Consider the following 22,351-nt stretch of genomic DNA (forward strand, 5'->3'; position numbering starts at 1 on the left):
CATTTGCCGGCCAATGAGCAGGCTGCAGATCCGGCGTTTGCCCGGATCGGGCCGCAATGGCGCCCGAACGCCGTCGCGATCACGGACCAGGATCGAGAGCCAAGGCCGAACACGGCCGCTCCAAGAACGGACAGGACGAAGACCATGGACTCCTCCAGCCGGAACCCGGAAGCGTCGCTGGAGACGCAGCCGCAGGGTGCGGCCACGAACGGCCATGAGCGTTTCCGGCCGGTAGCGCTCCCGGCGCTCGCTGCCGCGATGCGCAGCGTGGCGCAGACGGCCGAGGCCGCTCGTGCCAAGGCTGCGGCCCGCTTCGCGAAGCGGATGGTGCACGAGGACGAGCCGGCTCTCTGAGCCACCCTCAGGTGCTGCTTCTCCCGAGCCGCCGACAGGTTCTCGGCGGCCTCTCGGCGAGCCTGCTCGCCGGAGGATCGACAGCGGGCTACGCCTTCTGTGTCGAGCCGCGCTTCCGGCTCGTCACCACGGCCTATGCCTTGACCCCGCCCGGCTGGACACCGGGCCTCCATCTGCGGATCGCCGTGATCGCGGACATTCATGTCTGCGAACCCTGGATGCCGCTCGCCCGCGTCGAGGAGATCGTGGCGGCGGCGAACGCGCTGTCCCCGGACCTGATCCTGCTCCTCGGTGATTATCCCGCAAGCCGCACGGTGACGTGGCGGCGCGTGCCGCTCACCGATTTTGCGAAGCTCGCCGCCGGCTTGCGGGCGCCGTTGGGCGTACATGCCATTCTGGGCAACCACGATTGGTGGGACGACGAAGCGGCGATGCGCGCCCGCAAGGGACCCGTCGAATCACGCCGGTTGCTGGAGGCCCAGGGCATCCCGGTGATGGAGAACGACGCCATCCGCCTCGTGAAGGACGGTCATGCTTTCTGGCTCGCCGGGCTCGCCGACCAGGAGCCGTTCCTGCCGGTCGGGAGCCGCCGCAGCCTCGCCGATCTTCCCGGCACTCTGGCTAAGGTGAGCGACGCGGCGCCGGTGATCCTGATGGCGCACGAGCCCGACATCTTCCTGCATGTGCCCGAGCGGGTCGCCCTCACCCTGGCGGGCCATACCCATGGCGGACAGATCCGGATCTTCGGGACCTCGCCGATGCTGATCGGGACGCCGCGCGAGCGCTATGCCTATGGCCATGTCGTCGAGGGTCGACGCCATCTGATCGTCTCGGGCGGCCTCGGTGTGAGCAAGGTCGCCGTCCGTTTCGGCGTGCCGCCGGAGATCGTGCTGGTCGAATTGGGGACGCCCGCCACGGTTTGACCCGTCCTGCCGGCCATGGTTCGGTCGCCGCCGGGATTCGCGTGCGATGGAGCTTTTGGGAGGCAGGTCGGATGCCCTTTCTGCTGTTGGTGATCGCGGTGCTGGGCGGCGTGCTGTTCTGGGTCCTTCGGGTCCATGGCACGGTGAAGGGTCTGCAGGAGGTCGACCGGGACACCAAGGGCCTGCAGCGCCGTGCCCGATCCGCCTTGCAGGACCTGATCGGGACGCCGCTCGCCCGCGTCCGCGACGTGCGCCTCGCCGCGACCATTCTGATGATCCAGATTGTGCGCACCGGCAGCCCGGTCACGGCCGCCGAGAAGACGCAGATCCTCGCCTTCCTGGAGACTCCGCTGCAGGTGGAGAACGCCCCGGCCCTGTTCGAACGGGCCTGGACCTACACGCAGGAGCGTCGCCCGTTCTCCCTCGTCGCGGACGAACTGCTGCCGCTGCTGAGGGACGCTCTGACGCCGGAAGAGCGGCTAGAGCTCGTCGCGATGTTGACCAAGGTCGCGGGTGCCCATTCGAGCCCGAGCGAGTTGCAGCGCGAGGCTGTCGCACGGCTCAAGCGGCGGCTTCTGGCGGACCGCCCCGCCCTCGCGGCGAGCCGGTCCGGCGACTTCGCCTGACGAGCAACGGCCGGCGTCGAAACGCCTCAGCGTTCGAGGGGACGGCGCCGGGCGACGGCGCTATGGTTCCTGGTATGCGCGCCGTCTTCCTCCTCCCGGTCTTCCTTTTCGCCGCACCGGCCATGGCCGACGAATGCGGGGACCTGATCGACAAGGTCGCAGCCGAAGCCAAGGCCGAGGTCGGCAACCGCACAGCGGATTTCGCCAATTTCCAGGCCGGCCCCGACATGACGCTGACCCTGTCCTGCGGGGGCATCCATCCCTCTTCTGTCGGGGCGCAGCACCGGGGCGAGACGCCGCCGGATCCCTATTACGCGCTGTTCGCGCGAGCCGGGCACGCGGTCACCGGCATCGCTCCCGATATTCTCGAGGCGGCGGCGCGGAGTGCCCGCGATGCGGCGACCCGGACCCGTCACAGCAACGTTTCGGCGGGCGGCGCGCTCGTCACCTGTTCGCTGATGAAATCGGAGAAGGGGCCGCTCACCCTCTGCGCCGTGATCGAGCAGGCGGATCGCAGCTAGGGCGCCTTCCGACGAAGCGGAGACCGGTTCGTCGAAAGACGGCGCGATGTCACGAGAGCAGCCGGCCGGATGCCATCGGGTCGGATCCGATCTTCGGGCGCTGTCGGAAGGCCGGCTGTTGTCTTTCTAAGCAAGGTGCCGCGGAGCCGAAGCCTGGTGCATTGCCCGGTATCCGAGTTCCAGAGCGCTGCGACGGCTCGACAGAATCCAGGGCGTCAAAAGAGAGGCTGGGATCCGCTGGACCCGGCGTGGTCGCGCACGGCTGTAAAAGCTCAGATGCATGTTCGTGCAGCAGTTCAGCTGGCAGCGAATTAATTCAAGCAATTGTAACGATCTGTAATAGTAGTGTCACAATGTTAGTCGGCTCTTTTTAAGATCGATGCAAGGGATGCATGGCTATAGGTGCGATAACCCCCACACCATAGCTGTCGGCAGTCCTATGCGTATCTCTCTGGGCGTCAAATTGTTCGCCGTCGTCGGCCTTCTCGGCCTCGTTGCCCTCGGGATCGCGGCCTTCGCCATCGGTCAGGCATCGGAGCGGCAGGCTTGGTCCGAGCGGACCGAGGCCGTCTGGAATGCGGGATTGCAGGCGCGCAGCCTCGCCCATGCGATCGAGCACGCGGTGGTCGAGGCGACTGCGCTCTACACGGCGGCCGATGCCGACGAAGCCCGCCCGCGCCTCGCCGCCCTGCAGACCGCCCTGGCCCAGGTGGAGCGGACCCGCGAGCCATTTCTTTCGGCTATGGAGGGGCAGCTTACGCCCGAGCAGAGCCGGAGGCTCGACCTCGCCGTGAAGGAGTTCGTCGCCTACCAGAGAGATACCGCCGAACTCGGCCTCTCCGTGTCACCGAAGGCCGCTTTGATCCAGGCGACCGATGAAGCCACGGTGAAGAACCGCGAGCGCATGGTGGCACAGATCAACGCCCTCGGCGCCGAGGTGCTCGCCAAGCTCGACGCACAGCGCGAGGCAGAGGCACAGTCGCAGCACCGAGCCACGATCGCCCTGCTGGCCATTCCCGCGGTCGGCCTCACCCTGGGGCTCGCGGCAGCCTTCTGGATTGCCATCTCGCAGATCCAGCGTCCTCTCCACCGCCTGAAGCAGACGATGCTCGGCCTTGCGGCGGGCTGTCTCGACGAGACCATCCCCTTCACGCAGCGTCGCGACGAGGTGGGCGAGATGGCGCAGGCGATCGCGGCCTTTCAGCAGGCGCTCATCGAGCGGCGCGAACTCGATCTCAACGCCCAGCATCGCCAGGCGGAGGATGTGCGCCGGGCCTCGCAGCTCGCGGAGGCGACGCGCCTGTTCGAGGCGGAGAGCGGGATGGCGGTCGCCGAACTCGCCCGCTCCGCCGAGGCGATGCAGGCGGCCGCCGACACCCTCTCCGAGACCGCCTCCGAGACCACCGGCCGGGCCTCCGTCGTCGCGGATTCCTCCAGCAGTTCGGCCGGTGTCGTGAACAGCATCGCCGGCGCGGCGGAGCAACTCTCCAGCTCGGCCGGATCGATCGCGGATCAGGTCCGGTATGCCCGGGAAATCGCGGGCGTCGCTCTCACCGACACCACCGTCCTCGGCGAGACGGTGGAGAGCCTCTCCAAGGCGGCCACCGAGATCGGAAGTGTGGTCGCCCTCATCCGCAGCGTTGCGGATCAGACCAACCTGCTCGCCCTCAACGCCACGATCGAGGCCGCCCGCGCTGGCGCCGCCGGCCGTGGCTTCGCGGTGGTCGCGGCCGAAGTGAAAGCGCTCGCCGGTCAGACGGCGCTGGCCACCGACCAGATCGTGGGTCAGGTCGGCGCGATCCAGGCCGCTTCGATGGGGACGGCCGAGGCGATCAGCTCGATCCGCAGGACGGTTGCGCAGATGACGGACATCGCCACGGAGGTCGCCGCGGCCGCCGGTCAGCAGGGGCAGGCCAGCCAGGAGATCGCCCAGGCGATCGGTCAGGCGGCGATGGAGGTCCGCACGGTCTCGGAGAACGTGGCCGGGGTACGGGCTGCCGCCTCGTCGAACGAGACGCAGGCGGCCCAGGTGCGAACGGGGGCCCTGCGTGTCGGAGAAAGCAGTGCGAGCCTGCAGGCGTCAGTGGCGACGTTCCTGTCGCGCGTGCACGCGGCCTGAGGCCCAGCAGGATCGTAAGGGGGAAGAGGCGGCAGTGCTTCGGCCCTGCCGCCGGTTCCGCTCTCTCAGAGCGGGATGTTGTCGTGCTTCTTCCAGGGCTGCTCCATGGCCTTGGAACGGAGCATGCCCAGCGCCCGCGCAATGCGCTTACGGGTCGAGTGCGGCATGATCACCTCGTCGATATAGCCGCGCTCGGCCGCGACGAAGGGCGAGAGGAAGCGATCCTCGTACTCCTTGGTGCGCTCCGCGATCTTCGCCTCGTCGCCGATCTCGGCGCGGAAGATGATCTCGACGGCGCCCTTGGCGCCCATCACCGCGATCTGCGCCGTCGGCCAAGCGTAGTTGAGATCCGCCCCGACATGCTTCGAGGCCATGACGTCGTAGGCACCCCCGAAGGCCTTGCGGGTGATGATCGTCACGAGCGGCACCGTTGCCTGGGAATAGGCGAAGAGCAGCTTGGCGCCGTGCTTGATCAGGCCGCCATATTCCTGCGCCGTGCCCGGCAGGAAGCCCGGCACGTCCACGAAGGTGACGATCGGAATGCCGAAGCTGTCGCAGAAGCGTACGAACCGCGCCGCCTTGCGCGAGGCGTCCGAGTCGAGCACGCCGGCGAGCACCAGGGGTTGGTTGGCCACGAAGCCGACGGTGCGGCCCTCGACCCGGCCGAAGCCGGTGATGATGTTGCGGGCATAGGTCGCCTGGATCTCGAAGAAGTCGCCCTCGTCGACCACGCGGCGGATCAGCTCGCCCATGTCGTAGGGCTTGTTCGGATTGTCCGGGATCAGCGTGTCGAGCGACTTGTCGAGGCGGTTGACGTCGTCGAAGCTCTCGATCTCCGGCACGCCCTCGATGTTGTTGGCGGGCAGGAAGTCGAGCAGGCGGCGGATCTGCAGGATCGCTTCGACGTCGTTCTCGAAGGAGCCGTCGGCGATGGAGGACTTCGTGGTGTGGACCTTGGCGCCGCCGAGCTCCTCGGCGGTCACGACCTCGTTGGTTACGGTCTTCACCACGTCCGGGCCGGTCACGAACATGTAGCTCGTGTCGCGGACCATGAAGATGAAATCGGTCATGGCCGGCGAGTAGACGTCTCCGCCCGCACAAGGGCCCATGATGACCGAGATCTGGGGGATGACGCCCGAAGCCATGACGTTGCGGCGGAAGACCTCGCCGTAGCCGCCGAGGGCCGCGACGCCCTCTTGGATGCGCGCGCCGCCGGCATCGAAGATGCCGATGATCGGCGCGCGCATCTTCAGCGCCATGTCCTGGACTTTGACGATCTTCTGGGCATGCGCCTCGGAGAGGGAGCCGCCGAAGACGGTGAAGTCCTTGGAGAACAGGAAGACCTTGCGGCCGTTCACCGTGCCCCAGCCGGTGACCACCCCGTCGCCGGGGATCTTCTGCTTCTCCATCCCGAAATCGTTCGAGCGGTGCTGCACGAACATGTCGAACTCCTCGAACGACCCATGGTCGAGGAGGAGTTCGATGCGCTCGCGGGCCGTGAGCTTGCCGCGCTTATGCTGGGCGTCGAGGCGCTTCTCGCCGCCGCCGAGGCGGGCCTGCGCGCGCCGCTCTTCCAGCTTCTCGAGGATGTCCTTCATGGTCTTCCGGCGGCCCCACCCTTCGTGATCATTTTTGCCCTGGCCAGAATCGTCCGTCCGGGTCGTTGGCCCGGCTTGGCCATGGCAGGCTGACCGCCTCTAGCATGCGTTGCCGCCTCCGGAAACGGGGCGAATTGTATGCAAAAAGGCCTGTTGCCGGCGTGTCTTGGGCCTTGCGGGCTCAGCCTGGCCCTTCATGGTGGAGAGGACGAGCCCCGGTCAGCCGTCAGGGGCTACGGAGAGATCGCAGCCAGTTTCGCGGCGGCATCGAACTCCGCCCTGCGGTAGGCGAGCCGGGCCTCGGCTTCCGCGTCCGGCCCCCAGATGCTCGCCTGATAGGTCTCGTCGACATGCGCCGCGGCCCAGGCGGTCTCGGCATCGAGCCGGCGATGCAGCACGGCGAGTGCGATCAGCAGCGAACCGGTCAGCGTGGTCATGGCGTGGAGAGCCGCGAGGCGGAAAGGGTTCCGCTCGGTCAGCACGGCCTGACGGAGAGCTGCGACCGCGGTGTCCGGCTGGGCAACATGCATGACGCCCTCGCTGAGGATCAGGCGTGCGCCGAAAGCCTCATGCGCCCAGTCGATCACCGGGTCCCAGGCTTCCGCCTGGGCGGCAACGAGCCGCTCGGGCTCTGCGGCGCGATAGGCGACGAGGTCAGTGCCGGCATAGGCGCACAGATCCTCGGCCACAGCCTCCATGCGGGACGCTACGCCATCGATGGCGGAGTTGACGAGCCGAGTCAGGGGCATCGTCGCGGGATCGATGAACGCGCGCTGCGCCTCCCATTCGGCGGCGAGCGCTTCCGCGATGGCCCGATCCGGCACGGAGAGCCGATTGCGGGCCGGAGTGTTGGCGTTGCGGCCATCGAGCGTCAGACGAAAGCCGCCCTCCCCCGCCTCGGCAGCGGCCTGCTTGTAGAAGCGCTTGGGCAGGGGCGGCTTGGTCTGAGCCCGCGCCGCCTGCAGCGGGTCGGTACGCGGTGAATCGCCCGGATCGCCGAGCCAGTCGCGGGTAACATCGTCGCTCATTCTGGGCGCCTTACACCAATCGAGGGGCCTCGGGCGAGGTGCCGTCAGCGCGCGTTCAGGGCATCGGCGAGGGAATTTTGCTGCGCGTCGTCGAGCGAACCGGAGAAGAGATCGTTCAGGTTCTGGGCCGAGTCCACGACGGTAACCGCGCCGGCTCCGTAGAGGGCGCCCGGCGTATGATAGCCCCAGCCGACACCGATGGCGGCCACGCCCGCATCCCGGGCCATCATCATATCGTAAGTGGTGTCGCCGATCATGACGGTCATGGGGGCCTCGGCGCCGGCTTCCGCCATCGCTTGGCGAAGCATGGTCGGGTCGGGCTTCGAAGGCGCATCGTCCGCGGTCTGGATGGTCGTGAACCAGCGCTCCCAGCCGTATTTCTCGACCAGGTGGGCGACGCCGCGGCGGGATTTGCCGGTTGCGATCCCCAGCCGGACGTCCCCGCGGGCATGAAGCCGCTCGATCAGTTCGCCCATGCCGGGAAACAGAGGCTCTTCGTAGTTCGGATCGATGCGCAGCGCCTGGAAGGCGTTGCGGTAGCTGTCCGAGAGCGAATCGATGGGGCCGGCATCGCCCACGAGCCGACGAAAGGCCTCGCCTAAGGAAAGACCGACGACGGACAGGGCCTCCCGACGGGCGGGTGCGGTCATGCCATGGGCCGCGAAGGCTCGCGCCTGGGCTTCGACGATCAGGTGCTGGCTGTCGACGAGGGTCCCGTCCACGTCGAAGACGACGAGCCTCACCACGGGTTTGCCTCGCGCACTGTCCTCACGGCCGGCGGCCGGATGCGGGCGGCTGGCCCTGGCCCGGCGGCTGTGCGCGCCGTTCGTAGCCAAGGCGGCAGCGGATCAGGAAGCGACGCCGGGCACCCCCGCGAAGATTGCGCCGATGCGATTCCCGGTTGCAGCTCGCATAAGACACGCGCCGGCGACTCGCGCTTCGTGGCGTCCCTGCGGGTGCGTTCGGTAGCTTCGTCTGTGCCTGAGCGGCTGCCTTGATCGGCGGCGGCGCCTGAGGGGCGGCCTTGTCCGCCGTCTCGAGGTCCTGCTCTGTCTGTGGTGCGGACGTCGGGGTGGACGGCGTCCGCTTTACGGCGGCCGCTTGCACCGGTCCGGCCATGGCAAGCCCGGCAAGGGCGAGGAGGAGGAAGGTCGCTGGCTTCATGGTTCCCGGCGAGACACGTCGGTGCGGGGACCGGTGCCTCGCGACCGGCGAAGGCGCCGTGCCGCTGGCCCGGAGCGCAGCCATGGGGCAAGGATATCGCTCGCTTGGCATTTGCCAACCCGGCCGATCGTCTCAGCAGCCGGATCGGGCCTTGTCGGGGTGGTTCCTGTCAGGCCTCGGGTGCCTCGACGATCGGGTCGTAGCGGGCCGCGTCGAAGCCGAGCAGGTTCCAGCTCTGGGCCATGTGCGGCGGCAGCGGCGCGCTGACATCGACCGGTTTGCCGGTGCGCGGATGCGGAATCACGATCCGGCGAGCCAGCAGGTGCAGCCGGTTCTGGATGCCGCCGGGCAGCTCCCAGTTCTCCACGTCGAAATATTTGGGATCCCCCACGATCGGATGGCCGATATGGGCGGCATGCGCCCTGAGCTGGTGGGTGCGCCCGGTCACCGGCTTGAGCGACAGCCAGGACAGCTTCTGCGCTGCCTGATCGACCACGGCGTAGTAGGTGAGCGCATGGCTCGCGCCCTCGTCGCCATGCTTGGCGATGCGCATGCGGGCATCCGCATCCGTCGGCTCTTCCTTGGCGAGATAGGTCGAGACGCGGCCCTGGCGGGTCCGCGGCACGCCGGCGGTGAGCGCCCAGTAGATCTTGCGCGCCGCCCGCGAGCGGAAGCTCTTGGCGAGCGTCGCCGCGGCGAGCCGCGTCTTGGCGATGATCAGGCAGCCCGCCGTGTCCTTGTCGAGGCGGTGAACGAGGCGCGGGCGCTGGCCGCCCGGCTCGGTGAGCGCGTCGAGCAGCCCGTCGACATGCCGCACGGTGCCGGAACCGCCCTGGACGGCCAGCCCGAACGGCTTGTTGAGGATCATCATGTCCGCATCCTCGTAGAGGATCAGCGAACGGAGGAATTCGGCATCCCCGGCGACCTTGCTTGGGCTGCGCGGGCGGTCGGCCGGCTGATCGAGCTTCAGCGGCGGCACCCGCACCGACATCCCGGGTTCCAACCGGTCGTTGGGCTTGGCGCGCTTGCCGTCGACGCGCAGCTCGCCCTTGCGGACGATGCTCTGCACCCGGGCGAAGGGCAGCTGCGGGAAGCGGGCGGTGAGGAAGCGGTCGATGCGCATCCCGGCTTCGTCCGTCTCGACCGTCAGCGTCTGCACGCCGGTGGCCAGCGTCTCCGAGGCCGCGGCACGCTGCTCCCGGCGGGTGGGCGCCTCCGCTGCGACGGCGGCCTTCGGCGCCCGGGACGCGGCCTTGGGCGGCGCAGATCGCGGCTTGCGCGGTGCCTTCTCCGGAGCAGGCGCAGCGTCCTCGGTCGCCCAGGGGGAACGGTCGGCGACGTCCTCGCCGCGGTTCTTGGCAGCGCGGCGCGCGGCTTCGAGGGCGGAGGTGCGCGGCCCGCTGCCGGCGCGGGGCGGACGGCTGCGCGGGCCGCCGAAGCCCTTGCCTCCGGCCCCGTCGCCTCCGGAGCCCTTGCCGCCGCGATGTGGTGGTCTTCCCTTCATGGCTCGCTGCTAACACCGTGCCCCGGCGCCGCAAAGCGGCCTCCGCGCGGGCGACCGCTGCGAAAAGTCTCCCGCGGCCTGTCGGGCACGGGGGAAAAGCCACGTCCTTGCCGCGGGTGGCCCGGAAAGAACGGGCCCGCCACGAGCGTGGAAATGTCCCCAATGCCCAGGATCACCCCCTGACTCCGGTTCGATTCGGAAGCCGAGGAGGCGGTCGCCTTCTGACGGGCCGTCTTCGCCCAGTCCGAGGGTGCAAGCTGCCGCCCAGAGCACACATGCGGGCGAGGCCTGATGCTTATCCCGGCAGGCGCCCCGCCTCGATGGTGAGGCCGAGGCCGACCGAGCCGAAGGTGTCGCCCTCCACCACCTTGGCGCGGGGCAGGCTCGCGGTCAGGGCGGCGCGCACATGCGGCAGGCCGGTGGAGCCGCCGGTGAGGAACAGGGCGTCGATCCGTTCCGCCGGCAGGCCGGCCTGCTCCAGGCAGCGGCCGATCCGGGCGGCGACGCGGCGCGACAGGTCCTCGGTGTGCCCGACGAGGCGGTCGCGGTCGATCCCGACTTCGAGCTCCCGCTCCACGAAGCCGAGATCGACGCTACCGCGCCCGGTCTCCGAGGCGGCGATCTTGGCTCCTTCCACCTGCATGGCGAGGCTGTGGCCGCGCTCGGCCTCCACCACGCTGCGCAGGCGGGTGACGAGATCCGGCCGGGCGCCGTCGCGAATCACCTCGTCGATCTCGCGCAGGGTCTTGGGATTGTAGAGCCGGTTGATGCTCGACCACGTCGCGAGGTCGTGGAAATACGCATTGGGCACGGCGAGGTCGCCGCGCTTCATCGGGCTGCCGAGGCCGAGCAGCGGCATGACCGCGCCGAGACTGAGGCCGCGGTCGAAATCCGTGCCGCCGATGCGCACGCCGTCATTGGCCAGGATGTCTTCGACGCGGTCGTCCCGGCGATGCCGCTCCGGGGAGAGTCGCACGATCGAGAAATCCGAGGTGCCGCCGCCGATATCGGCGATGAGGGCGATCTCCTCCCCCGTCACCCGCTGCTCGTAGTCGAGCGCCGCGGCGATGGGCTCGTACTGAAAGCGGACATGGCGGAAGCCGATGCTCTGCGCGATTTCCCGCAGGGTCTCCTCCGCCTTGCGGTCGCCTTCCGGATCGCCGTCGACGAAGTGCACCGGGCGGCCATGCACCACCGTGTCGAAGGAGACATTGGCCTCCGCCTCCGCCCGCGCCTTCACCGCGGTGAGGTAGCGGGCGATGACGTCGCGGAAGCGGATGCGCTCACGCCCGACCGGGGTGGTCTCCTCGATCAGCGGCGAACCGAGCACGGATTTCAGCGCCCGCATCAGCCGGCCCGGCACGCCCTCGACATAGGCTTCGATTGCCGCCCGACCGATCGCCGGCTCCCGGCCCGGCGGGAAGAAGATCGCGCTCGGGATGGTGCGGTGGCGTCCTTCCAGGGGCAGCAGAGTGGGCAGCCCGGCCTTCACGAGGCCGAGGGTGGTGTTGGACGTGCCGAAATCGAGGCCGCAGGCCGCCATGGGAACCGGTCTTGCTCAGGAAGGGGGGCGGCTCCGTTAAGGCGCCTTGCTGCGCCGCGCAATCCCGGCTTCCGGAGAACGGATCAAGCCTCGCCGAGATAGCGCCGGCGCAGGTGCCGGCCAAAATCCTCCGCGCCCAGCGGCTTGCCGGTGGCGGCGAGCAGAATCTCGTCGGTCTCGAGCAAGCTCGCCTTCGCGTGCACGTTGTCGCGCAGCCAAGTCCGCAGCTGGGTAAAATCGCCCTGCGCGAGGCCCGGCAAGATGCCGGGCTCCGCGGCGCAGGCGGCGCGGAAGAGCTGCGCGGCGGCCATGGCGCCCAGTGTGTAGGTCGGGAAATAGCCGAAGCTGCCGCCGGGCCAATGGATGTCCTGCAGGCAGCCAAGGCGGTCGTTCGGCACGCTGAGCCCGAGCAGGTCGCGCATCCCCTCGTTGAAGGCGCCGGGCAGGTCGGCCACGGCGAGGTCGCCGGCGACCATCGCGGATTCGAGGGCGTAGCGCAGCAGGATATGGGCCGGGTAGGTGACCTCGTCCGCATCGACCCGGATGAAGCCCGGTGCCACCCGCGTATAGAGCCGGTGGAGGTTCTCCGCCGTCCAGGCTGCCCCCTCCCCGCCGAAGGTGGCGGCGAGCTGCGGAGCGAGATAGGCGCAGAATTCCGGGCTGCGGCAGGCCTGCATCTCCACCAGCAGCGACTGGCTCTCGTGCAGGCTCATGCCCCGCGCGCTGCCAACCGGCTGGTGGTGCCAGCGGGCCGGGCGGCCCTGCTCGTAGAGGGCGTGGCCGGTCTCGTGCAGCACGCCCATCAGAGCGCCGGTGGCGCTCGCCGCGTCGTAGCGGGTGGTGATGCGCACGTCGTCCGTGGCCCCGCCGCAGAACGGGTGCAGGCTGACGTCGAGCCGGCCGCGGGCGAAATCGAAGCCGACCGCCTTCATCAGGGTGAGGCCCAGCGCCTTCTGCGCCTCCACCGGGAAGGGGCCGGGCAGCGGCAGCGGCGCGGCCTCCGCTGCTTGCTTTTCCTGCACCGCGGCGATCAGGCCCGGCAGCTCCGCCCGCAGGGCCGCGAAGAGCGGATCGATGGCAGCCCGACGCATGCCGGGATCGTAGCCGTCGAGCAGCGCATCGTAGGGATCGAGCCCGAGGGCGGCCCCCTTGGCCTGCCCGACCTCACGCTGCAGCCGCAGGGTCTCGGCCAGATGCGGGGCGAGCAGGGCGAAGTCGGAATTCTGCCGCGCCTCGCGCCAGACCATCTCTGAGCGCGAGGCCGCCTTGGAGCTGGCCGCCACCAGGTCGGCCGGGACGGCGGAGGCGTGGAGATAGGCCCGGCGCATCTCGCGCAGATTCGCTCGTTCCCATTCGCCGAGGTCTTTCGTCTCGTCCTGCGCCTGCCCCAGGAGGTCGCCGGTGCGCGGTGCCACCAGGATCTCGTGGGCGACCACGCTCAACTGCGCCAGCTGCTCGGCCCGCCCCTCCGCCGCCCCGTCCGGCATCAGGGTCTGCATGTCCCAGCCCAGGATGCCCGCCGCGTCCTGGATGGCGCCGATGCGGATGAAGGTGGCGGCGAGGGCGTCGTAGGCCTGCATCGTGCGGCGTCCTTGGGATGAGGGTTGAGCCTGTTTAGGGGGTGACGGGGGCGAGGGGTAGCTGTCAGCGCGGCGCTGCGGCGGGACTGGGTCTGCGGCGCCGGCCGCGTTGACACGCCCGGCATCGCGGCCTACCCCTCGTTTCTGTACCGATCGGTACAGAAGCCCAGGAGCCAGGAGCGCAGCCATGGTCGAGTCCCGTCCGCCCTTCCCGCCCTTCAGCCGAGAGACGGCGATTCAGAAGATTCGCGCGGCGGAGGATGGCTGGAACGGGCGCGACCCGGAGAAGGTGTCCCTGGCCTATACGGTCGACAGCCGCTGGCGGAACCGCTCGGAGATCTTCCAGGGTCGCCCGGCCATCGTGGCGTTCCTGACCCGCAAATGGGGGCAGGAGGACGCGTACCGGCTGATCAAGGAGCTGTGGGCCTTCACCGACGACCGTATCGCCGTGCGCTTCGCCTACGAGTTCCACGACGCGTCCGGGAACTGGTTCCGCGCCTATGGCAACGAGAACTGGGAGTTCGACGCCAACGGCTTGATGCGGGTTCGGCATGCCAGCATCAACGACATCCCGATCCGAGAGAGCGAGCGTCTGTTCCACTGGGACCGCTCCGGTCCGCGCCCGGCCGACCATCCGGGCCTGACCGAACTTGGGCTCTGACGGGCCGCCGATGGCGCGGGTGGCGTCCGGGCGGGAGGAGTTGCTACCCGTGCTCGCGGAGGTGTTTCGCGAGCACGGCTTCGAGGGTGCGAGCCTGACCCTGATCGGGAAGCGCACCGGCCTCGGCAAGGGCAGCCTCTACCACTTCTTCCCCGGGGGGAAGGAGGAGATGGCCGAGGCCGTGCTCGCCTCGATCGAAGCGTGGTTCGAGGCGGAGATGTTCCGGCCCCTGCGGGAGGCGGAGGATCCGGCGCGGGCCGTGCGGAATATGCTCGGGGCGACGGACACGTATTTCCGCTCGGGCCGGCGGGTCTGCCTCGTCGGGGTGCTGGCGCTCGGGGAGGTCCGCGACCGCTTCGCCGAGCGGATCGACAGCTACTTCGCCGCTTGGCGGGATGCCCTCGCCGAGGCCCTCCGGCGCTACGGTCTCGACGCGGTGGAGGCGCGAGCCCGGGCCGAGGACGCGGTCGCCGCGATCCAGGGCGGCCTCGTCGCCGCCCGGGCCCTGCGCGACCCGGCCCTGTTCACGCGGCTGCTGGCGCGGCTGGAGGAACGGCTGCTGGCGGGATAGCCCCCTATTCCGTCTCCCGCCGCTCCCGGCGCAGGCGCTCCCACCATGCGAGGCGCTCGGCGTAGCGGGTCTCCATGCCCCGGTCGGTCGGCGCGTAGAATTGCTGGCGGCCGAGCTTTTCCGGCCAGTAATCTTGGCCCGAGAAGGCGTCCGGCTCGTCGTGGTCGTAGCGGTAGCCCTCGCCGTAGCCGATGCGCTTCATCAGCTTGGTCGGGGCGTTGAGGATGGTGCGGGGCGGCGGCAGGGAACCGTGCTCCTTGGCGACGCGGGTGGCCGCCTTGTAGGCGGTGTAGACCGCGTTCGATTTGGGCGCGCAGGCGAGATAGACCGTGACCTGCGCGAGGGCGAGCTCACCTTCCGGGCTGCCTAGGAAATCGAAAGCGTCCTTGGCGGCGGTGGCGACCACCAGGGCCTGCGGGTCGGCGAGCCCGATATCCTCCACCGCCATGCGCACGAGCCGCCGGGCGATGAAGAGCCGATCCTCGCCCCCGTCGAGCATGCGGCAGAGATAGTAGAGCGCTGCGTCGGGGTCCGAGCCGCGCACGGTCTTATGCAGGGCCGAGATCAGGTTGTAATGGCCCTCCTGCGACTTGTCGTAGATGGGCGCCCGGCGCTGCACGAGGGTCTGGAGCATCTCCGCATCGAGGGTCTCACCGGGCCGTCCGGAGCGCCAGATCTCCTCAGCCAGGGTAAGGGCCGCGCGCCCGTCGCCGTCGGCCATGCGCACGAGGACGGAGCGGGCCTCCTCGGTGAGCGGCAGGGGCTTCTTCGTCAGGTCCTCGGCCCGGGCGAGCAGCTTGGCGATGGCCGCCTCGTCGAGCGCCCGGAACAGGAGCACCCGGGCGCGGGAGAGCAACGCCGCGTTGAGCTCGAAGGAGGGGTTCTCCGTGGTGGCGCCGACGAGGGTCACCGTGCCGTCCTCCATCACCGGCAGGAAGGCGTCGAGCTGGGCCCGGTTGAAGCGGTGGATCTCGTCAACGAAGAGCAGGGTCCCCTGCCCCGTCGAACGGCGCTTGCGCGCGGCGTCGAACACCTTCCGCAGGTCCGCCACGCCGGAAAAGATCGCCGAGACCTGCTCGAAATGCAGGTCGGTCTCGCGGGCGAGCAGCCGGGCCACCGTGGTCTTGCCCGTGCCCGGCGGCCCCCAGAACACCAGGGAGCCGAGGGTACCGGAGGCCAGCAGCCGGGTCAGCGCCCCGTCCGGGCCGGTCAGGTGCTCCTGGCCGACCACCTCGGCGAGGGATTGCGGGCGCAGGGTGTCGGCCAGCGGCCGGGGCGCGGCCCGGTCGAGGCCGGCCGAGGCGAAGAGATCGGACATGGCCGCATCAACACTCCGCTGTGGCCGATCAAGCAAGGCCCCCGGTGGCCGCGCCCACAGGGCTGACGTCATACGAAATCCCGCCGATCGCTTCGCGATGCGGATTCCGCCTTCGCTCAGGCGCCGCGCTGGCTTGCCGATACCGCGGACGCGGTCTCAGCCCCCGAACACCGAGGTCAGCACCTCGCCGCCGCGGTTGATCGAGACCTCCCACATGCCGAGGCTGTTGCGGGAGACCTTCTCGACGTCCTTGGTCGAGGTGATCGGCGTGCCGTTGATGGCGACGATCACGTCGCCCTTGCGGAACCCCGCCCGGTTGGCGATCGAGCCGTCATCGACGGCGGTCACGGCGACGCCCTCGGCGGGCAGATCGACCTGGATCTCCTCGGCCACCGCCGGGGAGGTGTTGACGAGGGTGGCGCCGACGAAGGGCGAGCGGGTCTTCACCTTGATCGGGTCGCGCGGGCGCGTCTCCGGGGCGGGGCCGAGCTTCACGGCGAGCGTCTGCCGCTTCGAGCCGCGCAGGATCCCGAAATGCGTCGAGCCGGAGATGCCCTTGAGGGCGAAGCGGTAGCCGAAGGCCTCCGGGTCGTCGACCTGCTGGCCGTCGATGGTCAGGATCACGTCGCCGCGCTTCAGGCCGGCCTCCTCCGCCGGGCTCTTGGCCTGCAGGCTCGCCACCAGCACGCCGCTCGGGCGGTCGAGGCCCACGCTCTCGGCGATGTCCGGCGTCACGGTCTGGACCCGGGCGCCGAGCCAGGGCCGGCGCACCATGCTGGCGCCGTTCTTGGCGGTCTCGACCACCGTGCGCACCATGCTGGCGGGGATGGCGAAGCCGATGCCGTGGCTGCCGCCGGATTGCGAGTAGATCGCGGTGTTGATGCCGACGAGATGCCCGCGCAAATCGACGAGCGCGCCGCCGGAATTGCCCGGATTGATCGCTGCGTCCGTCTGGATGAAGAACTGGTAGTCGGAGGAACCGACCTGCGTCCGGGCCAGCGCCGAGACGATCCCCTGGGTCACCGTCTGGCCGACGCCGAAGGGATTGCCGATCGCCATCACGAAGTCGCCGACCTCGAGATGGTCGGAATCGCCGATCGGCATCGCCCGGATGTCGTCCGGGCTCTTGATCTTGAGCACGGCGAGGTCGGTGCGGGGATCGCGCAGCACGATGGTCGCCTCGAATTCCCGCTTGTCGGCGAGAGCGACCTTCACCTCGTTCATGTTGTCGATCACGTGGTTGTTCGTGATGATCAGCCCCGAGGCGTCGACGATGACGCCGGAGCCGAGGGAGCGCTGGGCGCGCTCCCGGGGCATGCCCCCTGGTCCGTCCTCTCCGAAGAAGCGGCGCATGAACTCCGCCATGGCGTCCTGGCGGGCGTTCCGCTTCTCCACATGCGAGGCGTAGACGTTCACCACGGAGGGGGCGGCCTGTTTCACCACCGGCGCCAGGGAAAGCTGGATCTCGCCCTTCGACAGGGGGATCGCCTTCTCCGACGTGTTGGCCATCTGCGCCCGGGCGGATGGGGCGGCGAGCGGGCTCGCCGCGAGGAGAAGGGTGGCGAGAAGACGGACGGGCGGGCGCGGCGAGGCGGACATGCGGGGCTCCCCGGAGGCAATCGGACGAGCGGCTATCTAGTGCCGTTTTGGCCCGGGCGGAATCCGTCGGAGCGCGGCGCGGTCGCATCCGGCCCGCGCGCTGTCATGCCGGGCCGGCATCCATCGCGGCATGGATTCCGGCGCGTGGCGCCCTACGGCACCCGCTTGCCGGACGGCGTCGGCGCGGCTTCCGAGAGCAGCGTGACGGTGACCCGGCGATTGGCCGCGAGATAGGGGTTGTCGGGAAACATCGGCTCGGTATCCGCCTTGCCGGCCACGGAGGCGAAGCGGTCGCCCGGCACGCCGGCATTGGCGAGGATCTCGCGCACGCTCACGGCGCGGCCCGCCGAGAGCTCCCAGGGCGGCGCGGGCGGGCGGATGCCGGGCCGGTCGCTGGCGGTGAAGCCCGTGACCGCGATCCGGTTCGGCAGCTTGGCGAGCGTCGGGGCGATCTTTTCCAGGAGGCGGCGCGTGCGGTCGTTCGGCCGGGTCGAGCCGTCCGGGAACATCGAGCGGCCGTCTTGGTCGACGATCGAGACGTCGAGGCCGCGCTGGCTCGGGGCGACGATGATGTTCTTCGAGAGCTCCGCGATCTCCGGCATGTCCTGCATCGCTTGGCGCAGGGAGGCGGCTGCCTGGCCGAAAGCATCCGGATAGCCGCGATCGGGGATGCCGTCGTCGAGGCCGCTATCCGTGGTCGGCGGGGTGGTGCGGTCGGAGGCACGCTCGGGCGGGATGTCGCGGAGGTATTTCACGTGGTCGGCGGCGGGCAGCCCCTGCGACTCGATGATGCCGGCGAACTTCGATTCCTTGTTGGTGCCGAACGCGTCGCGCATCGAGCCGGCGACGACCTGCAGCTTCTTCTGGTCCTGGGTCGAATAGGCCGCGACCATGACGAAGAAGCTCATCAGCAGCGCCATCAGGTCGGCGAAGGTCACGAACCAGCCGTGACCACCATGGGCTCCGCCGCGCTTCTTCTTGGCCACCGCACCGTGCTCCCCGGCTCAGACCGCGCCCGCCTCAGGCGGCTTCCGCGGTCAGCTCTTCGCGGTGATTGTGCGGGAGGTAGGCGATCAGCATCTCGCGCACCAGCGACGCGCTCTTCTGATCGCGGATCAGCAGGATGCCGTCGATGATCAGGGAGCGGGACACGTCCTCCTCCTCGAGCTTCACGTGCAGCTTGTCGGCGAGCGGCAGGGTGATGAGGTTGGCGATCACCGCGCCGTAGAGCGTGGCGAGCAGCGCGGTCGCCATGGCGGGGCCGAGCTTGGACGGGTCGGACATGTTGGCGAACATGGCCACCATGCCGAGGATGGTGCCCACCATGCCCCAGGCCGGGGCGCAGTCGCCGTAGGCCCGATACACCTTCGAGCCCTCGTCGAGATGCATCAGGAAGTTGTCGCGGTCGCGCTCCATCGTGTCGCGGATGAAGTCGCGGTCGTAGCCGTCGGCAATGTAGCGTGCGCCCTGGGCGAGGAAGGGATCCGAGATCTCCATGTTCTCCAGGGCGATGGGGCCGGACTTGCGCACCACGTCGGCGATCTTGGTGATCTCTTCGATCAGCTCCCGCGGCTTCACCGAGCGGGTGGTGAAGGCGTAGCGCAGGCCCATCGGCAGGCCGTGGACGATGACGGAGAAGGGGAAGCGGATCATGGTCGCGGCGGTGGCGCCGCCGAACACCACGACCACCGCATGCTCCGACGCGTAGGCGCCGAAATGGCCGCCGTCGAGCATGATCAGGCCGACCACCACGCCGAGACCGGAAATGAGACCGAGAGCCGTCGCGAGATCCATGGACGCCGTCCGAACGCGCCCCGCCGGGAGGGCGGGCACTGGGCGTAGACGTAAACAAACAGGCTGAAGGAACCGTAAAGACGAAGGCGCGCCGGATGCATCCCGTCAGCGCCCGTTCAGGCGGGATCCGTCATAAACCGGTCCGCTGTACCGGGCTGAGGACCGTCGTGACATCCTCGGGCGGGGCTGCGCGCGGCAGCTTGTCCCGGCAAGCCGGACAGCCGCGGGTGCTCGGAGAGCGGTTCGATGTCGATGATTCGGCTCTATGCGCGGGTGATGGGGCTTCTGCGGGCGGATCGCCGCCTCGCCATCGGCCTCGTGCTCGCCAATGTCCTGCTCGCGGTCGCGGCCTTCGCCGAACCCCTCATCATGGGCCGGATCGTCGACGGGCTGACCCGGCTCGGGGCAGGCTCGGAGACCACGTCGCTGGTGCCTTGGATCGGCGCCTGGGTCGCCTTCGGCTTCTTCACCATCGCTGCGGGCGTCGCCATCGCCCTGCATGCGGACCGGCTCGCGCACCGCAACCGCCTGACCACCATGGCGAACTATTTCGAGCACGTGCTCGACCTGCCGCTGGCCTTCCACTCGGCCAACCATTCCGGCCGTGTGCTCAAGGCGATGCTGGAGGGCACGAACGGCATGTCCTGGCTCTGGCTCGGCTTTTTCCGCGACCATCTCGCCGCCCTCGTCTCCCTGAGCGTGCTGCTGCCGATGACGCTGTTCATCAACTGGCAGCTCGGCGCGATCCTCGTGGTGCTGGTGCTCGTCTTCACCGGCCTCACCACCTTCGTCATGCGCCGCACCGAGGCGTTGCAGGGCGAGGTCGAGCACTATCATTCGGGGCTTGCCGCCCACGCCTCCGACGCCCTGGGCAACGTCGCCGTGATCCAGTCCTTCACCCGCGCCAAGGCGGAGAAGGAGGCCATGCACGGCATCATCCGCGACCTCCTGAAGGCGCAGATCCCGGTCCTGTCCTGGTGGGCGCTCGCCGCGGTGGCGACCAAGGCCTCGGCCACGCTCACGATGACCGCCATCTTCATCACCGGCATCCTGCTGCACCAGAACGGCTCGGCGAGCATCGGCGAGATCGTCGCCTTCATGAGCCTCGCCACCATGCTGGTGGGCAAGCTCGACCACGTGGTCAGCTTCGTGAACGGCGTGTTCCAGCAGGCGCCGAAGATGCGGGAGTTCTTCGCGATCCTCGACACGGTGCCGGCGGTGCGCGACCGCCCGGGCGCCAAGCAGGTCGCGCGCTTTTCGGGCGAGGTCGCCTTCGAGAACGTGGGCTTCTCCTATGACGGCCGCCGCAGGGCGCTGGACGGCGTGTCCTTCACCGCGGAGGCCGGGCAGACCATCGCCCTCGTCGGCACCACCGGCTCGGGCAAGTCGACCACGCTGGGCTTGCTGCACCGGACCTTCGATCCCGATACCGGCGCGATCCGCATCGACGGCACGGATATCCGCGACATCGGGCTGGCTTCGCTGCGTCACAACATCGGCGTGGTCTTCCAGGAGCCGATGCTGTTCGCCCGCTCGATCCGCGAGAACCTGCAGGTCGGCCGGCCCGACGCGACCGACGCCGAGATGATGGAGGCCCTGGAACGGGCCCAGGCCATGGAGTTCATGGCCCGCCAGCCCGACGGTCTCGACACCGTCATCGGCGAGCGCGGCCGCTCCCTCTCCGGTGGCGAGCGCCAGCGCCTGTCCATCGCCCGGGCGCTTCTCAAGAACCCGCCGGTGCTGATCCTCGACGAAGCGACGAGCGCCCTCGACGCGGCCACCGAGCGCAAGCTCCAGGGCGCCCTGGAGGCGGTGATGGAGGGGCGTACCACCTTCGTGATCGCCCACCGGCTGGCCACGATCCGCGACGCGGACCGCATCCTCGTCTTCCATGAGGGGCGGATCGTCGAGGCGGGCCATTTCGAGGAGCTGGTGGCGCAGGGCGGCCGCTTCGCCCAGCTGGCGCGGGCGCAGTTCATGGCCGCCGGGGTTGGCGCCGAGTCCCTGCCGCTGGCCGCCTGACGGGAGCCTCCACCTGCCGGCACCTATTCTATTGCGTCCAAGACGATTGGCTCCATGATACCGTCGAGCCAACAAAAAACGGCCCATTGTCTTGCGAGAATGGGGCCGTCAGGTGGGTCTGTCGCAGTAGAGCATGGAATAAAAGCCGCCAGCCGCGAACAGTTCCCGCGGTTCCGCTCTTAGAAATGTCTGAAATGTGGCCCGGCCCATGTCCTCGTCGAGATTTCTTGGGCGTTGGATGCAAACCAATGGTTGTGGTGTGTGATCGGCGGGCGTCTCGACTGTATTCTACCGCACGGTTCTTGCGGCCGGGTCAGGGCGGCGCGACGCCGGCCTGTCGCGCCCGCATCCGCGCCTGCAATTGCTGGCGCCGCGCCGCGATCACGGTGCCGTTGATCTCGCCGCCGAACAGGAACATCGCCGCCAGCCAGTAGAGGAAGACCAGGAACACCATCGCCGTGGCGAGGCCCCCATAGGTCGAGGCGTAGGCGTTCGAGAAGCGGTCGAGATAGAAGCCGAAGCCGAGGCCTGCCAGGAACCAGAGCACCAGCGTCACGGCGATGCCGGGTAGAACCGCGGCGACGGGGCGCCGGCCCGCCGCGACGAACTTGTGGGCGATGACCAGCACCAGGGCGATCAGCACGGCGGTGAGCGCGATGCGGCCGATCGCGACGGTGAGGCCGAGGGGCTCGAGGCCCGGCGCGACGAAGACCGCCTGCCGCCAGATCAGGGGACCGAGCACCACGAGCAGGGCGAAGGCCAGCATGGCGAAGGCCCCGCACACGACATAGCCGATGGATTCCAGCCGGGTCAGCCACCAGGGCCGCATCTCCCGCAGGCCGTAGGCGCGGTTGAGGCCGACGCGCAGGCTCTCGACGCCCGAGGAGGAGAAGTAGAGCGCGAGCAGGGCGCCGAGGGTGAGCACCCCGCCGCGCTGCTCCGTGAGCACTCGATGGACCTCCCCCGCGATCGGCTCCGCGATCTCCCGTGGCCAGGCTTCGAAGATCAGGATGCCGGCCTCGTCGGCCAGCGATTTCGTGCCGAGAAGACCGGCCAACGCCGCAAGCAGGATCAGAAACGGGAACAGCGAGGTCAGGATCGAGAGCGCGATATGGCTCGCGATCGCCCATCCGTCATGGGCGACGAAGCGCTGGGCCGCGAGGCTTGCGATGTCGAGGCTTGTTCGGAGGACGCGCAAGGGCTGGCGAGGACCTGGAGAGCACCGGCCGTGGAGAGGACGGCTCGGTCGACATACGGGCCAGGGGCCGTCTCGCGTCAACGGAGCGGCGCCTCCCGAAGCGGAGATCGCTTGGTCCGGTGACGCGGGTGCCACAGCTCAGGATCGTGCCGGTGCATACAGGAGCGCGCATGGCCGATCCTCCCGCGTGGCCATTGCGGGGCGGGGGAACCCGTGTTGCTAGGTGCG

The 22,351-nt window shown here is 69.3% G+C and carries 19 protein-coding genes; 8 read left to right on the forward strand and 11 right to left on the reverse strand.

The window, feature by feature from the left end; genetic code table 11:
* Positions 1-144: 144 nt before the first annotated feature.
* The 5 genes from MMB17_RS24090 to MMB17_RS24110 all read left to right on the forward strand — a co-directional run bounded on the left by MMB17_RS24090 (position 145) and on the right by MMB17_RS24110 (position 4,543).
* Positions 145-354, forward strand: coding sequence for a hypothetical protein (locus MMB17_RS24090; protein WP_241100525.1), 210 nt, complete (start codon positions 145-147; stop codon positions 352-354).
* An 11-nt stretch (positions 355-365) separates the two neighbouring features.
* Positions 366-1,277: a metallophosphoesterase gene (locus tag MMB17_RS24095; protein WP_241100526.1), complete on the forward strand. Its 912-nt coding sequence runs from the start codon at positions 366-368 to the stop codon at positions 1,275-1,277.
* Between the two features lie 71 nt (positions 1,278-1,348).
* Complete coding sequence (locus MMB17_RS24100; RefSeq protein ID WP_241100527.1) at positions 1,349-1,903, forward strand: TerB family tellurite resistance protein; 555 nt, start codon at positions 1,349-1,351, stop codon at positions 1,901-1,903.
* A gap of 74 nt (positions 1,904-1,977) precedes the next feature.
* A complete protein-coding gene (locus tag MMB17_RS24105; protein ID WP_238310062.1) occupies positions 1,978-2,424 on the forward strand; it encodes a hypothetical protein in 447 nt (148 codons plus the stop codon).
* A 388-nt stretch (positions 2,425-2,812) separates the two neighbouring features.
* The gene (locus tag MMB17_RS24110) at positions 2,813-4,543 is read left to right on the forward strand and encodes a methyl-accepting chemotaxis protein (RefSeq protein ID WP_241100528.1); all 1,731 of its coding nucleotides are present in this window, start codon (positions 2,813-2,815) and stop codon (positions 4,541-4,543) included.
* A gap of 65 nt (positions 4,544-4,608) precedes the next feature.
* Here the strand turns inward: MMB17_RS24110 and MMB17_RS24115 are convergent, their stop codons facing one another.
* From MMB17_RS24115 to MMB17_RS24140, 6 genes are all read right to left on the reverse strand, one after another.
* Positions 4,609-6,141, reverse strand: a complete 1,533-nt coding sequence (locus MMB17_RS24115; RefSeq protein WP_238310060.1) for an acyl-CoA carboxylase subunit beta — start codon at positions 6,139-6,141, stop codon at positions 4,609-4,611.
* Between the two features lie 233 nt (positions 6,142-6,374).
* The gene (locus MMB17_RS24120) at positions 6,375-7,169 is read right to left on the reverse strand and encodes an ATP12 family chaperone protein (protein ID WP_241100529.1); all 795 of its coding nucleotides are present in this window, start codon (positions 7,167-7,169) and stop codon (positions 6,375-6,377) included.
* Between the two features lie 44 nt (positions 7,170-7,213).
* Positions 7,214-7,915 carry an HAD-IA family hydrolase gene (locus tag MMB17_RS24125; protein WP_241102284.1) on the reverse strand — a complete coding sequence of 234 codons (702 nt, stop codon included), beginning with the start codon at positions 7,913-7,915 and terminating at the stop codon, positions 7,214-7,216.
* Between the two features lie 587 nt (positions 7,916-8,502).
* Positions 8,503-9,837 carry an RluA family pseudouridine synthase gene (locus tag MMB17_RS24130; protein ID WP_241100530.1) on the reverse strand — a complete coding sequence of 445 codons (1,335 nt, stop codon included), beginning with the start codon at positions 9,835-9,837 and terminating at the stop codon, positions 8,503-8,505.
* A 295-nt stretch (positions 9,838-10,132) separates the two neighbouring features.
* Positions 10,133-11,380, reverse strand: coding sequence for an Hsp70 family protein (locus MMB17_RS24135; RefSeq protein ID WP_241100531.1), 1,248 nt, complete (start codon positions 11,378-11,380; stop codon positions 10,133-10,135).
* Between the two features lie 83 nt (positions 11,381-11,463).
* Positions 11,464-12,960 carry a carboxypeptidase M32 gene (locus tag MMB17_RS24140; RefSeq protein ID WP_241100532.1) on the reverse strand — a complete coding sequence of 499 codons (1,497 nt, stop codon included), beginning with the start codon at positions 12,958-12,960 and terminating at the stop codon, positions 11,464-11,466.
* A 187-nt stretch (positions 12,961-13,147) separates the two neighbouring features.
* On the opposite strand from MMB17_RS24140, the gene MMB17_RS24145 reads away from it, so the two are divergent.
* Together MMB17_RS24145 and MMB17_RS24150 are read left to right on the forward strand one after the other, a co-directional pair.
* Entirely contained in the window at positions 13,148-13,621 is a 474-nt protein-coding gene (locus MMB17_RS24145) for a nuclear transport factor 2 family protein (RefSeq protein ID WP_241100533.1), read from the forward strand.
* Between the two features lie 10 nt (positions 13,622-13,631).
* Positions 13,632-14,192, forward strand: a complete 561-nt coding sequence (locus tag MMB17_RS24150; protein ID WP_241100534.1) for a TetR/AcrR family transcriptional regulator — start codon at positions 13,632-13,634, stop codon at positions 14,190-14,192.
* A gap of 4 nt (positions 14,193-14,196) precedes the next feature.
* Here the strand turns inward: MMB17_RS24150 and MMB17_RS24155 are convergent, their stop codons facing one another.
* The 4 genes from MMB17_RS24155 to MMB17_RS24170 all read right to left on the reverse strand — a co-directional run bounded on the left by MMB17_RS24155 (position 14,197) and on the right by MMB17_RS24170 (position 18,903).
* On the reverse strand, positions 14,197-15,510 hold the full coding sequence (locus MMB17_RS24155) for a replication-associated recombination protein A (protein WP_238310052.1): 1,314 nt from the start codon (positions 15,508-15,510) through the stop codon (positions 14,197-14,199).
* 156 nt (positions 15,511-15,666) lie between these two features.
* The gene (locus tag MMB17_RS24160) at positions 15,667-17,109 is read right to left on the reverse strand and encodes a DegQ family serine endoprotease (protein ID WP_241100535.1); all 1,443 of its coding nucleotides are present in this window, start codon (positions 17,107-17,109) and stop codon (positions 15,667-15,669) included.
* 152 nt (positions 17,110-17,261) lie between these two features.
* The gene (locus tag MMB17_RS24165; protein WP_238310050.1) at positions 17,262-18,095 is read right to left on the reverse strand and encodes an OmpA/MotB family protein; all 834 of its coding nucleotides are present in this window, start codon (positions 18,093-18,095) and stop codon (positions 17,262-17,264) included.
* A gap of 34 nt (positions 18,096-18,129) precedes the next feature.
* Entirely contained in the window at positions 18,130-18,903 is a 774-nt protein-coding gene (locus tag MMB17_RS24170) for a motility protein A (protein WP_238310049.1), read from the reverse strand.
* Positions 18,904-19,149: 246 nt separating this feature from the next.
* On the opposite strand from MMB17_RS24170, the gene MMB17_RS24175 reads away from it, so the two are divergent.
* Positions 19,150-20,925, forward strand: coding sequence for a glucan ABC transporter ATP-binding protein/ permease (locus MMB17_RS24175; RefSeq protein WP_241100536.1), 1,776 nt, complete (start codon positions 19,150-19,152; stop codon positions 20,923-20,925).
* A 313-nt stretch (positions 20,926-21,238) separates the two neighbouring features.
* On the opposite strand, the gene MMB17_RS24180 is transcribed toward MMB17_RS24175, so the two are convergent.
* Positions 21,239-22,123: a YihY/virulence factor BrkB family protein gene (locus MMB17_RS24180; protein ID WP_238310047.1), complete on the reverse strand. Its 885-nt coding sequence runs from the start codon at positions 22,121-22,123 to the stop codon at positions 21,239-21,241.
* Positions 22,124-22,351: the final 228 nt, after the last annotated feature.

This window comes from Methylobacterium organophilum (assembly GCF_022533465.1).
Lineage (GTDB): Bacteria > Pseudomonadota > Alphaproteobacteria > Rhizobiales > Beijerinckiaceae > Methylobacterium > Methylobacterium organophilum.